General features: G+C 31.2%; 15 protein-coding genes. 11 read left to right on the top strand and 4 right to left on the bottom strand.

Features of this window, described 5'->3' with window-relative positions:
• Positions 1 to 167: 167 nt before the first annotated feature.
• From C4S75_RS07885 to C4S75_RS07875, 3 genes are all read left to right on the top strand, one after another.
• Positions 168 to 2792, top strand: coding sequence for a valine--tRNA ligase (locus C4S75_RS07885; RefSeq protein WP_105297753.1), 2625 nt, complete (start codon positions 168 to 170; stop codon positions 2790 to 2792).
• Positions 2793 to 2909: 117 nt separating this feature from the next.
• Positions 2910 to 3803, top strand: a complete 894-nt coding sequence (locus C4S75_RS07880) for a hypothetical protein (RefSeq protein WP_158254235.1) — start codon at positions 2910 to 2912, stop codon at positions 3801 to 3803.
• A gap of 341 nt (positions 3804 to 4144) precedes the next feature.
• Positions 4145 to 4282 (top strand): multidrug transporter, encoded by a 138-nt coding sequence (locus C4S75_RS07875; protein WP_105297751.1) that lies wholly within the window; start codon positions 4145 to 4147, stop codon positions 4280 to 4282.
• A gap of 560 nt (positions 4283 to 4842) precedes the next feature.
• Here the strand turns inward: C4S75_RS07875 and hemN are convergent.
• The 4 genes from hemN to C4S75_RS07855 all read right to left on the bottom strand — a co-directional run bounded on the left by hemN (position 4843) and on the right by C4S75_RS07855 (position 9556).
• Positions 4843 to 6207 carry an oxygen-independent coproporphyrinogen III oxidase gene (gene hemN, locus C4S75_RS07870; RefSeq protein WP_105297750.1) on the bottom strand — a complete coding sequence of 455 codons (1365 nt, stop codon included), beginning with the start codon at positions 6205 to 6207 and terminating at the stop codon, positions 4843 to 4845.
• Positions 6208 to 6443: 236 nt separating this feature from the next.
• A complete protein-coding gene (gene kdsA, locus C4S75_RS07865; RefSeq protein WP_105297749.1) occupies positions 6444 to 7262 on the bottom strand; it encodes a 3-deoxy-8-phosphooctulonate synthase in 819 nt (272 codons plus the stop codon).
• Positions 7263 to 7476: 214 nt separating this feature from the next.
• Positions 7477 to 8529 carry an RluA family pseudouridine synthase gene (locus C4S75_RS07860; RefSeq protein ID WP_105297748.1) on the bottom strand — a complete coding sequence of 351 codons (1053 nt, stop codon included), beginning with the start codon at positions 8527 to 8529 and terminating at the stop codon, positions 7477 to 7479.
• A gap of 22 nt (positions 8530 to 8551) precedes the next feature.
• Positions 8552 to 9556, bottom strand: coding sequence for a PASTA domain-containing protein (locus C4S75_RS07855; protein ID WP_105297747.1), 1005 nt, complete (start codon positions 9554 to 9556; stop codon positions 8552 to 8554).
• A gap of 137 nt (positions 9557 to 9693) precedes the next feature.
• Here C4S75_RS07855 and C4S75_RS07850 point away from each other — a divergent pair, with 137 nt between their 5' ends.
• The 8 genes from C4S75_RS07850 to C4S75_RS07815 all read left to right on the top strand — a co-directional run bounded on the left by C4S75_RS07850 (position 9694) and on the right by C4S75_RS07815 (position 17208).
• Positions 9694 to 10674 (top strand): D-alanine--D-alanine ligase, encoded by a 981-nt coding sequence (locus tag C4S75_RS07850; protein WP_105297746.1) that lies wholly within the window; start codon positions 9694 to 9696, stop codon positions 10672 to 10674.
• Between the two features lie 2 nt (positions 10675 to 10676).
• Positions 10677 to 11138 carry a pantetheine-phosphate adenylyltransferase gene (gene coaD / locus C4S75_RS07845; RefSeq protein WP_105297745.1) on the top strand — a complete coding sequence of 154 codons (462 nt, stop codon included), beginning with the start codon at positions 10677 to 10679 and terminating at the stop codon, positions 11136 to 11138.
• Positions 11139 to 11348: 210 nt separating this feature from the next.
• On the top strand, positions 11349 to 12164 hold the full coding sequence (locus tag C4S75_RS07840) for a MotA/TolQ/ExbB proton channel family protein (RefSeq protein WP_105297744.1): 816 nt from the start codon (positions 11349 to 11351) through the stop codon (positions 12162 to 12164).
• 81 nt (positions 12165 to 12245) lie between these two features.
• Complete coding sequence (locus tag C4S75_RS07835; protein ID WP_105297743.1) at positions 12246 to 12857, top strand: biopolymer transporter ExbD; 612 nt, start codon at positions 12246 to 12248, stop codon at positions 12855 to 12857.
• A gap of 36 nt (positions 12858 to 12893) precedes the next feature.
• On the top strand, positions 12894 to 13430 hold the full coding sequence (locus C4S75_RS07830) for a biopolymer transporter ExbD (protein ID WP_105297742.1): 537 nt from the start codon (positions 12894 to 12896) through the stop codon (positions 13428 to 13430).
• 15 nt (positions 13431 to 13445) lie between these two features.
• Positions 13446 to 14288 (top strand): energy transducer TonB, encoded by an 843-nt coding sequence (locus tag C4S75_RS07825; protein WP_105297741.1) that lies wholly within the window; start codon positions 13446 to 13448, stop codon positions 14286 to 14288.
• Between the two features lie 195 nt (positions 14289 to 14483).
• Positions 14484 to 15170: a succinate dehydrogenase cytochrome b subunit gene (locus tag C4S75_RS07820; protein ID WP_105297740.1), complete on the top strand. Its 687-nt coding sequence runs from the start codon at positions 14484 to 14486 to the stop codon at positions 15168 to 15170.
• Positions 15171 to 15192: 22 nt separating this feature from the next.
• Complete coding sequence (locus tag C4S75_RS07815) at positions 15193 to 17208, top strand: fumarate reductase/succinate dehydrogenase flavoprotein subunit (protein WP_185116743.1); 2016 nt, start codon at positions 15193 to 15195, stop codon at positions 17206 to 17208.
• Positions 17209 to 17223: the final 15 nt, after the last annotated feature.

Here is a 17223-nt window from a genome sequence, read left to right as displayed (position 1 = left end):
GAAATTATGACTTTATCTAAAAAATCAGATAAGTGATAAAACACAAAAGCAAATGCAATGGGATTTTCAAATTTTGAAAATCCTATTTTTATATCTAGTGATATAATTTTTTTAAAAAATTTTAATAAAATACTACCTTTGTAGTCATTCTCAAAAAATAAGAATACATGTCAGAAATTACAGCAAAATATTCTCCTAAAAATGTTGAAGATAAATGGTATAAATTTTGGATGGATAACCACTTTTTTCATTCGGAACCGAATGAGAAAAAACCGTATACTATTGTAATTCCTCCACCTAATGTAACCGGTGTATTACACATGGGGCATATGCTTAATAATACAATTCAGGATGTATTAATAAGACGTGCCCGAATGTTGGGATATAATGCTTGCTGGGTTCCCGGAACAGATCATGCTTCCATAGCCACTGAGGCCAAAGTAGTTAACAAGCTAAAAGAACAGGGAATTAGTAAATTTGACATAGGAAGAGAAAAGTTTTTAGAACATGCATGGGAATGGACTCACACACATGGTGGAATCATATTAGAACAATTAAAAAAATTAGGTTGTTCTTGTGATTGGGATCGTACAAAATTCACCCTTGACGGCGATCTATATAATTCAGTAATTAAATGTTTCGTGGATCTTTATAATAGAGGATATATTTATAAAGGGAACAAGATGATTAATTGGGATCCGGAAGCGAAAACCAATATTTCAGATGAAGAAGTAATTTATAAAGAACATAACGGAAAATTATATTTTTTGAGATATAAAGTAACTCATGAAGACCATTATGTAATCGTAGCTACCACAAGGCCGGAAACTATATTCGGTGACACCGCTCTTTGTATAAATCCCAATGATGAGCGTTATCAATTTTTAAAAGGAAAGAAAGTTATAGTACCGATCTGTAATCGAGAAATACCGGTCATTGAGGATGAATACGTAGATATGGAATTTGGAACGGGAGTTTTAAAAATAACTCCAGCTCATGATGTAAATGATTATAACTTGGGTAAGAAGCACCAATTAGCTACTATTGATATTTTTAATGATAATGCTACCCTAAATGATAATGGATTGCATTATAAAGGAAAAGACAGATTCATAGTTCGTAAGGAAATAACTAAAGAGCTTAAAGAAAAAAACCTACTTGAAAAAGAAGAAAATTATGTAAACAAAGTGGGAACTTCTGAACGAACCGGTGCAGTTATTGAGCCTAAAATATCGGTACAGTGGTTCATGAAAATGAAGGATTTTGCTAAACCGGCTCTTGATGCAGTATTAAATGAAGAGCTTAAACTGTATCCGGATAAGTTTGTTACTACTTACAAAAATTGGTTGGAAGACATTCATGATTGGAATATCTCTCGTCAGCTTTGGTGGGGACATAGAATACCTGCTTATTATTATGGAGAAGGCGAAAATGATTTTGTAATTGCAGAAACAAAAGAAGAAGCTCTAAAGTTAGCTCAAGAAAAAAACTCATCCATTACACCCGAATCCTTACGACAAGAAGAAGACGTATTAGATACCTGGTTTTCTTCCTGGTTATGGCCTATTTCGGTTTTCAACGGAATCAATGAACCGGACAATAAGGAAATTAATTATTATTATCCTACCCAAGATTTAGTTACCGGGCCGGATATTATATTTTTCTGGGTTGCCAGAATGGTAATGGCAGGATATGCTTTCAGAAATGAAAAACCTTTTTCTAACGTTTATTTCACCGGAATTGTACGAGATAAATTAAGAAGGAAAATGTCTAAGCAGCTAGGAAATTCTCCGGATCCTTTAAAATTGATTGAAGAATACGGAGCAGATGGTGTACGAGTAGGGGTATTATTAAGTTCATCTGCCGGAAATGATCTTATGTTTGATGAAGATTTATGTTTACAAGGAAGAAACTTTTCAAATAAAATTTGGAATTCTTTCCGTTTAGTACAATCTTGGAATGTAGATTCGTCAAAACCTCAAACCATTGAAAGCAAAGAAGCTATATCTTGGCTAAAAAATAAAATAGCTAAAACAGTTACTTTAATAAATGGAGATTTTGAAAAATATCGAATTTCCGATGCTTTAATGAATATTTATAAACTCATTTGGGATGACTATTGCTCTTGGTATCTAGAAGCTGTTAAACCCCCATTTGGTGAAGATATTGATGAAAAAACTTATATAGAAACAATAGCGATTTTAGAAGACCTGTTAAAATTGCTTCATCCATTCATGCCATTTATTTCTGAAGAGATTTGGCAAACAATTAAAAAAAGAGAAATACAAGAAAGCCTTATTATAACTTCATCAGTCTCTGAAAACGCATATAATGAATCCATTATATCCGATTTTGAAGTAACCAAAGAAATTATTTCAAGTATTAGAAATTTCCGTTCTGAAAAAGGCCTTTCACCCAAAGAATCGTTAACGCTTATAGTTAAATCATCCGATAAATTGGAAAATATTGCTACCATAAAAAAATTAGCTAATATTTCACAAATAAAGGATCAACTGAATGAAAATGAGCCTTCATATACTTTTTTAGTTGGTAAATTGGAATTTGCCATACCTTTTACACAAACAATCGATACAGAAGCAGAAAAAGCAAAAATATTGGAAGATATAGCTTATTTAGAAGGATTTTTAAAAAGCGTAAATGCAAAACTGTCTAATGAAAAATTTGTGAATGGAGCTCCTCAAAAAGTAGTCGAAATGGAAAGAAAGAAGCAATCCGATACACTGGAAAAATTAACTATTTTAAAAGAGAGCTTGAAAAAGTTATCAGACTAGCTATTTTTATCAAATTTTAGTTTATAGAAAGAAATAAAACTATTGAAACATTTCTAAATGATTTATTTGAATTAATAAGTAAGTAGGAATAATCCTATCCATTAAATCTGAGAACGTATGATGAAACTACCTAGACTTATTTTTTGTTTTGTTTCAATAGTTTTATATAGTCAGGTAGAGAAAAATATATTAGACTTATCCGAATATCCCGAAAAATATATATTATCGTCTCAAATCAATGAAACTTCTGCACTTGAGTTTTATAATGATTTCCTATATACCTGTAACGACAGCGGAGGAGAAGCCGAAATATATAAATTAAGCACTCAGGATGGAAAAATAGTAGAAACAATAAAAATCAAAGGAGTTAAAAATGTTGATTGGGAAGAATTGGCACGTAAAGGAGATACTCTTTATATTGGTGATTTTGGAAATAATTTAGGCATTCGCAAAGATTTAACCGTATATCAAGTAGTTTTGCCTACCAATTCAACAAATATTAATGAATTAGCTATAGTCGATCAGTTTCAATTTACGTTCGAAGATCAAATAGATTATGAAAACAAAGGAAACTTTAAGACAAACTTTGATTGCGAAGCATTTATCTATTATAAAAATAAGCTACATTTATTTACAAAACGGTGGGGAGATTTTCATACCGCACATTACGAATTAGATTTAACTTCTGTATCAAAAACTAAAATTGCAAAAAAGATAGAAACTTTTAATACGGAATGTTTAATAACCGGAGCGGACATACACCATGATACATTATATTTGATAGGATATATCAAAGAAGCAGCCTATGTATGGAAATTTTATGATTTCAAAGATCATAATTTTTTTAAAGGTAAATACAAACAAACCTTGATCGGTTTAACTGCTGCTATCGGTCAAACAGAAGGTATTGCCGTAACAGATTCCAAAATATATATAACCGCTGAAGAAATGAATTATTCGCTCTTCCACGTTAACCCCACGCTCTATATTCTCAATAAAGATGAACTTTAGTTTAAATAATATTTTTTTGATTTAAATTTTTAACTTAAGATGGTTTTATTTAATATCATTTTATAGTCTATAATTTTATATCTTTTAAATTAAATAGGAGGTTACTAATGCTCAAATTAATAATTCTCAAAGTTATACCTTCATAAAAAAATAGATGTTTCTATCTGTATTTATCCTTATAATCAGTTTTTTCATTTTATATTAAAAATAAAATCTAATACTATATTTAGTGAAAATAAATATCTTTATTTTCAAAGTAATAGAAGATAAAAAAATGAAAATATATACTTTATTTTTAAAAATTATTTTATCTTTGCTTATAAATCACAAAAATTAATACTATGGCTAAAGAAAAAAAAATAGTAAGGTACAGAGATGCCGAAACTGGACACTACACCACTAAAAAATATGCTGAAGAAAATCCTAAGACTACAGTAAGGGAGACTGATCGGGTTAGACCCAGAACTAAGAAAAAATAATAGTTAATTTTGCCTTTATCTTTTTTGACATCTTATTAATAAACTATGCAAATGCTGCATTTATTAAACGAAAGTTTATTCATTTTTCCTTACTAACGTGGAAAAATCAAACCTTTGTACATTGAAAGTTATCTGATTATTATAAAATTTAATTAACAGTTAGTTTGCATAATTAGTAATGGCAAAAGTAATAGATAAAATAAAAATTAGTAGTATTCCAATACTATAATCTTAAAATCTTCGAATCTAGTTATAGTACAGTTTAAAGCTCACATTTCCTAATGTGAGCTATTTTATTTCTATTATCAACATTCTAAAAATAAGGATTTCTTATTTTAAATTTACTATGTATGTAGCTATTTTTTTACATACTTTATTTGCTAATATATAGTTTGGAACTAATTATAATTTAATCAATTAAAATATATAGAATAATGCTTGACTTAAATATGAGCCCTTTAAAAATAAATTTTACTCAATTTAACTATATATTGAATTCATATATATATTTACTTAAAATTCGTATATATTATAATAAATCAAATCAAAAGATTTAAAGATTAAACCGTCATAGAAAATAATTTGGTTTGAGGTGCATTTTTCATCATTCTCAGATCAAAAGCCATACAAATATTACGAATAAACGAACGCCCATTTTCTTTTATAACTAAAGAATTTTCCGATAATTCTATAAGACCGTCTGCTTCAAACTCTCGTAATCTTTCGATGATTTCAGGATAATTTTTTTGAATAATACCATCTTCCCAACGGGTTTCCAACAAACACATTAAATTAAGAATGTGTCTTCTAATAAACAAATCTTCCTCGCTTAAGATATGCCCTCTAAAAACAGGAAGCTCTTTATTATTAACTTTTTGGTAGTATTCTTCTATAGTTTTTACATTTTGAGCAAATGCATACCAATTATCTGAAATCGAAGAAACTCCTAATCCGATCATTACTTGAGTGGAAGAGGAGGTATATCCCATAAAATTTCTATGTATTTTTCTATTTAGCATGGATTGGTACAAAGAATCTGATTTTAAGGAAAAATGATCCATTCCGATTTCAAAATATCCCATATTTTCCAATAACTCTTTACCTTTTTCATACAATTCTCTTTTTTCCTCACCGCTTGGCAAATCTCCATCTTTGAAACCCCTTTGTCCTACACCTTTAATCCACGGAACATGAGCATATGAATAAAATGCAATTCTATCGGGTTGCATTACTTCGGTCATCTTTATGGTATGCTTCACTTTATTTAAATCTTGAAAAGGCAAACCAAAGACTAAATCATGACTTATACTTTCATATCCTATTTCACGAGCAATATCGGTTACTTTTTTAACGTTTTCAAGGGGTTGAATACGGTGTATCGCTTGTTGTACTTTAGGATCGTAATCTTGAACTCCAAAACTTACTCTTCTAAATCCTAGATTGTATAAGGATTGAAGATGTTCACGGGTGGTATTATTCGGATGCCCTTCAAAACTAAATTCTTTTTCCGAATGAATTTCTGCTTTTGAGAAAATATTTTCTAATAAATACGTTAGATTTTCAGGAGAAAAAAACGAGGGAGTTCCACCTCCTAAATGTAATTCTTTTATAATGGGTTTTTCAGGCAGTAAAGCTAGATACAACTGCCATTCTTTTAAAAGAGTTTCTATATATACTAATTCAACATTATGCTGTTTAGTAATACGCTTATTGCACGCACAAAAAGTACATAAACTTTCACAAAAAGGAAGGTGAATATACAAACTAATGCCTTCTCTTTTATTACTTTCTTTAAAAGATTTTTGTAGCGTTTGAATCCATTTTTCAGAAGAAAAATTTTTTTCATCCCAATAGGGTACCGTAGGATAACTGGTATATCTGGGACCGGGTACATTATATTTTTGTATAAGAGTATTATTTTGCATATTTCGTTTCGTTACTGCAAATTTATTGATAACAAAATATATGACTTACATAATTCAATTACTTTGAATTATGTATTTATAGATCAAACCAATAAAGTTATTTTAAATTTAATTAAGATGGTAAACCCAGGATAAAAAATTAATTAAAAAACAAAGTCAAATTCAATAACTATCAATAAAGGAATATGAAATGATTGATTTATATTGAATTAAATTAAAACATTTTCTACAAAATACTAACTGATGGCTTTTCTTATTTTTACCAATTTTTCCAACAAGTTTTCCAGTAAATCCAGTTTTAACATATTTGCACCATCGGAAAGGGCAATTTCTGGATTCGGATGAGTTTCAATGAAAATTCCATCAGCACCAACGGCAATACCTGCTTTAGCAATAGTTTCAATCATATCGGGTCTTCCTCCCGTTACACCGGTTGTTTGATTCGGCTGTTGTAACGAATGCGTAACATCTAATATTACAGGAGCATAGTTCCTCATAGTAGGTATTCCTCTATAATCTACAATTAAATCATGATATCCAAAAGAAGTTCCTCTATCAATAATTGCATAGTTGGAATTTCCTGAATCTTTTATTTTTTGAGCGGCAAATTGCATGGCTTCTGGAGACAAAAATTGACCTTTTTTTAAGGTAATATACTTTCCGGTTTTTGCAGCCGCAACTAACAAATCGGTTTGTCTTACCAAAAAAGCAGGAATTTGTAATACATCCACATATTTTGCAGCCCATTGAGCGTGTTCGTTTTCGTGAATATCGGTAGTGGTGGGTATTGAAAACGTATCACCAACTTTTTTTAATATTTCTAACGATTTTTGTTCTCCAATCGTTGTAAAGCTGTCGACTCTTGATCGATTTGCCTTTTTGAAAGAGCCTTTAAAGATATAAGGAATACCTAATTTATCTGTTATTTCAACAATTTTTCCGGCAATATCCATAGCCATTTGCTCACCTTCAATAATACAAGGTCCTGCAATTAAAGTGAAATTGTTAGTAATTGTATTTTTTATTTTTGGAATTGAATATAAGCTGTTTTTCATGAAGAATCTTTTTTACAAATTTACTATATATTTATGATCCATAGAAATTACCGATAGATCTCTTTTATAAAAGTTTGAAATTAAATTGTTTACCAATAAAAAATGATTATTTATAAAAAATATATACTAATTAAAAGACGTAAAATTGTATAAAAACATTTATAATTTTTATGAAAGTGAGTTAAAAGTACCAATTTAACAATTTACCTAAAATTTATTGCGGTGTGTTGAAATGAATATATGATCTCCATTTTTCAATCACCTGTTTCATATCCTCAGGTAAATCAGTTTCAAAAAACATTTCTTTTTTTGTTCTTGGATGAACGAAACCTAAGGTACGAGCATGCAAAGCTTGTCGCGGAAGAACTTGAAAGCAATTTTCAACAAATTGTTTATATTTTGTGAAAGTAGTTCCTTTTAGAACAATGTTTCCTCCGTATCTTTCATCATTAAAAAGAATATGCCCTAAGTATTTCATATGGGCCCTAATTTGGTGAGTTCTTCCGGTCTCAAGTTGACATTCAACCAATGTAACATAACGGAATCTTTCTAAAACTTTGTAATGGGTTACCGCATGTTTACCATGAGAACCATCAGGAAAAACAGCCATTTGCATACGGTCCCTCAAATCGCGTCCTATATGACCGTTTATAGTTCCTTCATCTTCCTCAAAATTACCCCAAACTAATGCATTATACACCCTTTTAGTAGTCTTATTAAAAAATTGCTTAGCTAAATGATTCATCGCAAATTCATTTTTTGCAATTACCAATAATCCCGAAGTATCTTTATCAATCCTGTGAACTAGTCCGGGACGCTTGTCTAAGTCTGTTTGAAAATAGGGGAGAGTACTAAAATGGTAAGCCAAAGCATTAACTAGGGTGCCTTCAAAATTTCCAAATCCGGGATGAACCACCATTCCGGCTTTCTTATTAACCACCAACAAATCTTCATCTTCATAGATAATATCAATAGGAATATTTTGTGGAACAATACTCGTATCACGAGGAGGATGTGCTAAGACAATGGAAACGATATCATTAGGCTTAACCTTATAGTTAGATTTTACAGGTATATTATTAACTAAAACATTACCGGCAAGAGCAGCCTTTTGAATTTTATTTCTTGTTGAATTTTCTATTAAATTTACAAGATATTTATCAATACGTACGGAACCTTGACCTTTGTCTACAGTGATTTTAAAATGTTCATATAATTCATCCGCATCATTATTCTGATCAGTATCTAATATATCTTGCTTTTCCATAATATTTATACATCTATCCTAACTATTCCAATATTACTCTTTTAGGTTTTTTCGGAGCATCATCTTTTGGAAGATGAACAGGTTGAGCCGAATTTTCTTGAATGTTAGAATTATTATTAATAGTGTTAGTAGTTTCGTTAGAAGAAGGAATATTTTGATGATGGTTAGAAGAATTACTAATATCATGAGAATAATTAACAGAGTTCAAAGAATCGGAATATTTATGAATGTTAAATGTTTGATCCAATTCTTTAATTTTTTCTCGTAAACTACTCAAAGGTTTATCACTAAGATATAAATCTATGGGTTGGCCTTGATCATAAATAAATGAAGGAGCAGGAACTTGATAATAAACACGATTGTTTTCTGTTTTAGCAGGATCATCATAGGTTATATTACCAATTGAAAACAGGTTTTCTGTAATCAGTTTCTTAGCTGTTTCTTCATTTAAACCAATAAAATTAGGTACGGAAACATTTTTAGCAAGACTTTTTGCCAATACAATAGTTAAAGGAGAAAAACGGGGTAAAGTTAGACCCGGTTGTACTTCTTTACCTTTATATAATAATTTTAGAACCGTATTAGTTGCCAAACTTGGTTCATAAATCGTATCGGTAACTTTTAATCCGACTAAGTCTAATTGGCTGAAAGCTAAGTATTTATATTTTCCGATAACATTGGGTACCGTTACAGGTTTCCATGTTTTGGCATTGGCTCGAATAAATATTCTTCTACCTTTTTTAACATGCGAACCTATTAGTGGATATATATCTAAAATTTGATATGATTTATATTTAGGATCATACTTAGAAGTATCAATTTCATATTCCAAGTCATTATCTTCAAGCTTAACCACCGCTTGATCCAGAGTTAAATTATTTAAATTAGGAACTTCCACTTGAACACCGTGATTTGTGTAAGCATTCAACCATAGAAAGGTTCCTTGTAAAAGTCCAAAAAATATTACTATAGCTAGAATTATGCTGACCCAAAATTGCCAAGATCCTAACAGTTTTAAGAATTTCATACTTACATTTTACAAAGCAAATATATAAATAATAAAAATATTATGGTTTATTAGTTAAAAATATGTTTAATTTTGTACGTTCTAACTCTAAATAACAATAAATAATTAATTACTATTATAATAATTGAAATTTTATGATGACAGTCGGAATTGTAATGGGAGGCTATTCTGAAGAAAGTAACGTTTCTTTAAAAAGCGGTGATTATTTTTATTCTCAAATAAATAAATCAAAATATACTGTCTTTAAAATAACCATTTTAAAAGACGGATGGAATGTCATTATAAATGATCAATCATATCCTATAAATAAAGGAGATTTTAGTTTTCAGTTAAATGAAAAAAAAATCCATTTTGATGTGTTGTTAAATACAATACATGGAAATCCGGGTGAAAATGGATTGATGCAAGCTTATTGGGAATTGCTGAATATTCCCTATTCAGGATGCTCTTTTTATAATTCTGCATTAACATTTAACAAAAGAGATACTTTATCCGTGCTTAAGAAATTTAATGTATCGGTAGCCAACTCAGTTTATTTAAATCAAGGAGATCATATTGATGTTGATTCGATTATTAAAGAAGTAGGTTTACCTTGTTTTGTTAAACCCAATCAGTCGGGATCAAGTTTAGGAGTTTCAAAAGTGAAAAAAAAGGAAGATTTCTTAACAGCCTTAGATTTTGCATTTAAAGAAGATAAAGCCGTATTAGTAGAAAGTTATTTAGAAGGAAGAGAAGTTCAAGTAGGAGTATTTAAAAATCAAGGGGAAGTGGTTGTAGTAAATACAACCGAAATAATTTCCAAAAATGAATTTTTTGATTACGAAGCCAAATATTTGGGAGCATCAGAAGAAATAACTCCCGCTCCTATTTCTGAAGAAGAAGATAAACGAATAAGAGAGGCTGCTGCCCACATATACAGATCTTTAGATATGACCGGGTTTTCAAGATTAGATTTCATAATAGTTAATGGAACACCCTATTTCTTAGAAATTAATACAACTCCCGGATGCTCACCGGCAAGTATATTTCCACAACAAGTTAAACAAGCAGGGTTGGATTTTTCGAAATTATTAGACAACGAAATTTCAATTGCATTACAAAGATTTGAAAATAAATAAACATGGAAAGAGTAGCAGTATTTCCTGGTTCTTTTGATCCAATTACCTTAGGACATTCAAATATTATTGAAAGAGCTGTCCCATTATTTGATAAAATTATTGTTGCCATAGGAAATAATTCCAATAAACAATATATGTTTCCCTTAGAAAAAAGAATGGAATGGATCCGTGAGACAGTTAAAATATTTCCTAATGTAGAAGTTGACTCTTTTGATGGACTTACGATTGATTATTGTGCAAAAAGAAAAGCTCCTTATATTATTAGAGGACTTAGAAATCCTGCAGATTTTGAATTTGAAAAAGCAATAGCACATACCAATCGTACATTGGCAAAAAAATCTGTAGAAACCGTATTCTTTTTAACATCATCCGGAAAATCTTTCATAAGTTCAAGCATTGTAAGAGAAATAATGAGATATAACGGAGATTATGAAATATTAGTGCCAAAAGCAGTTAGAATATGAATTTATTATTAAAATAATATATAACTAAGAACGGTTGCTAAGATTTTTTGTGAAATCAATATTCTTAAAATAAATATAGTTCGATTAATGAAGGAAGAATGTTAATAATATCTAGTAAAACTTAGATAAAAATTATTGCTTAGTTAATTTTTTTGTATTTATTTTACGTGATATTTTTACGAATAGTTAAAAAATTAATTTATATATCAGATGGAAAAACAACAATTACCCCAAACAAATTCAACGACTAGAATAGGAGGATTAAATCCTTTTATTACGATCATTATTTTAATAGCTATAGGAGAATGCATTTATCACTTTGTACTAGGTGCACCTTCAAATTTTAAAGGTGATACCACAGATAGCGACCCTAAAACATTTATGGGTATTATCCATAAAGGGGGTGTGATTGTTCCTTTTTTGATTTCCTTTTTACTTATGGTTATCGTATTTTCAATTGAAAGATTTTTTATCATTGGAAAAGCGGAAGGAACAGACAGCTTAACCAAATTTGTAAATGATATCCGTGTATTATTAGATAAAAACGATATCAATAATGCCATTTCATTATGTGATAAACAAAAAGGTTCTATAGGAAATGTAGTAAAAGAAGGGTTAATTTCATATAGAGCATTAGCTAATGATACAACTTTAGATAAAGAACAAAAATTAGTTTCATTAAACAAAACTTTAGAAGAAGCTACCTCATTGGAAATGCCAATGCTTGAGAAAAATATGACTATTTTAGCAACGATAGCATCAATCGGTACGTTAGTTGCCCTAATGGGGACCGTAATCGGTATGATCAAAGCATTCTTTGCTTTAGGTGAAGGAGGTGGGTCTCCGGATGCAGCTGCTTTATCAGTAGGTATATCTGAAGCGTTAGTAAATACTGCATTAGGTATTGGTACTTCAGCACTTGCTATAGTTGCTTATAACTATTTTACATCAAGAATAGATACTTTAACTTTCAAAATTGATGAAATAGGTTTAAGTATTCAACAGTCTTTTTCTGCTCACCATTAATTAAGTTTCTAATTTTCTTTAAAGAGTAAAGAAAATTAAAAAGATAAGATTAAAAATTATTTTAAAAACTTAAAAAATAATATGGCAAGAGTTAAACCAAAAAGACACGGGATACACATAGATATGACGCCAATGAGTGATTTGGCGTGGTTGCTGTTAACGTTCTTTATCTTGACAACACAATTTAAGCCTAAAGAAACGGTAACCATTGATCCGCCTTCATCTATATCTCAAATTAAAGTCAGAGATCATGGAATGATGAAGATATCTATAACTTCAGATGGAAAATACTATTTCTCAATGGATGAGGAAAAATACAAAGTTCAATTGCTCGATGCAATGGGAAAGAAGTATGGCATCAATTTTACGGATAGAGAAAAAAGCGAATTTAAAAAATTAACGGATTTCGGGGTATCAATAACCGGTCTTAAGCAATATTTAAATATTCCGGAAGGACAAAGAGAATCTGTAAAAGTTCAGGGAATACCGGCAGACAGTGCAAAACCTGAAATTACCGATTGGGTTTTTGAAGCTAGAGAAATAGCTAAGAAAAATGGCGATTCATTAGACTTAGGGATCAAAGGTGATGTTAATACGCAATATCCTGTATTTAAAAATCTTTTATCAAGATTACAGGAGAAGAATATGAATAAATTTCAATTAATTACGTCAGCCGAAAGTAAACCGGAATAATGTAATTAAATTAACCCATTAACGAAAAAGAAAAATATGTCAGCAGGCGTAGATACAAGTAATAGTGGAAAAGGGGATGGAAAGGTAAGGGCTAAAAAAATGAACCTTAATGTGGATATGGCACCGATGTGTGATTTAGGTTTCCTTTTAATTACATTTTTCATGTTTACAACCACATTCAGTAAACCCAATATCATGCATTTAAACATGCCACCCAAGGTTGAAATTCCCCCTTCTAATATTCCTGAAATTAAAACAAAGAATTCGTTAACTATAATTTTAGGAAAAGACGATAAAATATATTGGCATCAACAGGAACAACAGGATTTAAATGCTTCCACTCTGATAGAATCCGATTATTCAAAAGAAGGAATACGTAAAGAAATATTACGAGCTCAGAAACAAGCAGATCAAAATAAATTCACTGTGATTATAAAACCTACCGATGATTCAAGTTATAAGAACTTGGTGGATATATTAGATGAAATGGAAATTACTAATTCTGATCGATACGGAATTAAAGAGCTTTCTTCAAAAGAAAAAGCAGTATATAAAGAAAAAGTTAATAACTAACGAAAAATTAAAAGAATGGCAGAAAATAATATGAAGTCCTTAGACGACATAGTTTTTGAACATAAAAATAAAGACTATGGAGCCTATTGGATAAGAAATACAGAGAGAAAATATCTGACAAGAGCATTTATTATAGGAACGGCTATCTTTATTGCATTCGTTTTGTTATTATATTTTTATAACAGATGGCAAGCTAACAGCGGAGAAGTACAAAAGGCGGTGAATATTGAATTAACGGATATACAAACTCCTGAAGAGGAAAAAGAAGAAATCTTTGAACCCAAAGATGAACCGCCACCGCCACCACCGGTACAGCAAGATGAAGTAGCTCAAGTAAAAATGGTTATCCCTGAACCTAAAAAGGTTGTGGTTAAAGAAGAAACCGTTCCTAAAGTTCAAGATACCAAAGACAAGGCAATTGGATTGGAAGATAAAGAGGGAAAAAATACAACAGATGCAGCCATATCTCATGGACCTAAAAATGATGTACCTCCGGCACCACCACCGCCAATCCCTGCAGCAGATCCTAACAAAGTATTTACTCAAGTAGATCAAGAAGCCGAATTTAAAGGAGGAGGATTGAAAGAAGTAAGTAAATTTATTGCCCGTTATATGGAATATACAGATCGAGCAATTGATAATGGAACTGAAGGGAAAATAACCGTACGTTTCGTGGTAGAAAAAGACGGTAGCGTAACCGATGTTCAGGTTGCCGGTAAAAAATTGGGTGACGGATTAGATGAAGTAGCTATTGCAGCTATTAAGAAAACCAGTAAAATGTGGACTCCGGCCAAAGTAAACAATCAACCGGTAAGATCTTATTTTAGAGTACCCGTAGCATTCAGATTACCACAATAATTTTATAATTATTTACAATAATAGTAAAACTATCTCTTTCTAAAAGAGATAGTTTTTTTGTTTTTATATACAATTATATACGGATGAAATAAATTATTTAGATGCATTCTAAAAGAACGAAAGGTGATATAAGTCATAACACACAGGGTTAGACGTTTTTTAAATTTGTATTCCAAAATTAAACATTAAAGTATTATGACAAGATTTTACTCTTCCTCCATAGGAAGAAAGTTTATGATGGCTTTAACAGGCTTTTTTCTCATGATTTTTTTACTGGTGCATTTAGGAATAAATTTAACTCTATTTGCAGGTAATACAGATAATCAAGGAAAATTATTGCCTAAAGAAGAAGTGATTTTTAATCAGGCGTCACATTTTATGGCAACTAATCCCTTAATTCAGGTCATGCAATATGTACTGGCTTTTGGCTTTATCTATCACATCTTCTTAGGTATTATATTAACTTCCAGAAATCAAAAAGCAAGAGGAAAAGAACGTTATGCCGTAAATCAGTTTTCAGCAAACACTCCTTTTAATTCAAGAACTATGATTTATACAGGGTTGTTAATTTTAATATTTTTATTATTACACCTTTATAATTATTTTGTTCCCATTAAATTCGGTACGGTAGGAGATGATTATTTATTAGTGACAGAATTATTTAAAAGTCCAGTATATACCTTAATATACGTCATGGCTTTTATCTTTTTAGGTTTGCATTTAAGTCACGGATTTGCATCTTCTTTCCAGTCAGTAGGATTTAATCATAAAATTTATACTCCTGTTATTAAAATACTGGGAAAAGCATATTTTATATTTATCGCAGTTGGATTTGCCGCAATTGCAATTTATTTTTACTTCAAAGGCAATGGTTTAATTTAAATTATTTTAAGAAAATACTATTATGGGTATAAAATTAGAATCAAAAATACCGGAAGGAGATATCCATGAAAAATGGAAAAATCATAAAGATCATATGCGTTTGGTTGCGCCCAATAACCGAGGAAAAATAGATGTAATTGTAATAGGTACAGGATTAGCGGGAGGTGCAGCAGCAGCATCATTAGCAGAGATGGGGTATAATGTAAAAGCTTTCTGTTATCAAGATTCTCCGCGACGTGCGCACTCCATTGCAGCTCAAGGAGGGATCAATGCAGCTAAAAATTATCAAAATGATGGCGACAGCGTTTACAGATTATTTTATGATACAATTAAAGGAGGAGATTACAGAGCGAGAGAAGCAAACGTATACAGACTAGCTGAAGTTTCCAATTCAATCATAGACCAATGTGTGGCACAAGGAGTACCTTTTGCAAGAGAATACGGAGGATTATTAGATAACCGATCATTCGGGGGTACACAGGTACAAAGAACCTTTTATGCAGCAGGACAAACCGGACAGCAACTATTATTAGGCGCTTATTCCGCAATGAACAGACAAATAGGTAAAGGGCGTTTACAAATGTTTAATAGACATGAAATGCTTGATCTGGTAGTGGTTGATGGAAAAGCTCGTGGAATTATAGCCAGAGATCTGGTAACCGGAGAAATTCAAAGACACTCTGCTCACGCAGTTGTTATTGGTTCAGGAGGATACGGAAATGTATTTTTCTTATCAACCAACGCCATGGGATCGAATGGAACAGCAGTTTGGAAAATACATAAAAAAGGAGCTGCCTTTGGTAATCCTTGTTTTACACAAATTCACCCAACTTGTATTCCGGTTCATGGTGATCAACAATCCAAATTAACCCTAATGTCAGAATCTTTAAGAAATGACGGGCGAATTTGGGTACCTAAAAAAATTGAAGATTCACAAGCTATACGTGCAGGAAAATTGAAACCTACTGAAATAGCTGAAGAAGACAGGGATTACTATTTGGAAAGAAGATATCCGGCATTTGGAAATTTAGTACCGAGAGATGTGGCTTCACGTGCAGCCAAAGAACGATGTGATGCAGGATACGGAATCGAAAATAATGCTACAGGAGAAGGAGTTTATTTGGATTTTTCATCATCTTTTGTAAAATACGGTAAAGAAAAAGCAAATGAGTTGGATATTCACAATCCATCACAAGAAGAAATTATTAAATTAGGAAAAAAAGTAGTTGAAGAAAAATATGGAAACTTATTTACCATGTATGAAAAAATTACGGGTGATAATCCATACGAAACTCCAATGAAAATATATCCTGCAGTGCACTATACTATGGGAGGAATTTGGGTTGATTATAACCTAATGAGTACCATTCCGGGATGTTTTGTAACCGGTGAAGCTAATTTCTCTGATCATGGAGCTAACCGCTTAGGAGCGTCTGCCTTAATGCAAGGGTTAGCCGATGGGTATTTTGTTTTGCCGTATACTATTGCTGACTATTTAGCCGATGATATACGTACCGGACCGATATCAACAGACTTACCGGAATTCGTAGAAGCTGAAAAACAAGTCAAAGATCGAATTCAACATTTCCTTACCAATAAAGGAACTAAAACCGTTGATTATTTCCATAAAAAATTAGGTCGTGTCATGTGGAACAAAGTAGGTATGGCTCGGGATGAAAAAGGATTGAAAGAAGCAATCTCTGAAATAGAAGAAATCAGAAAAGAATTTTGGAGAGATGTTAAAGTACCGGGTTCCGATAATACGATTAATATGGAGCTTGAAAAAGCAGGTAGAGTGGCAGATTTCCTAGAATTAGGTCAATTAATGGCCATGGATGCATTGAATAGAAATGAATCATGCGGAGGACATTTCCGAATTGAATACCAAACAGAAGACGGTGAAACGCTGCGTAATGATGAAGAATATTCTTATGTAGCCGTTTGGGAGTATAATGGTGAAGATTTAAATAAAGAAATTCTGCATAAAGAAGATCTAAATTACAAATACATTAAAATAGCAGCAAGAAATTATAAATAACCTGTAAATAAAAAT

Source organism: Apibacter sp. wkB309, assembly GCF_002964915.1.
Taxonomy (GTDB): Bacteria; Bacteroidota; Bacteroidia; order Flavobacteriales; family Weeksellaceae; genus Apibacter.
Note: the sequence above shows the minus strand (reverse complement) of the source record. Positions and strands in the feature narration are given on the sequence as shown.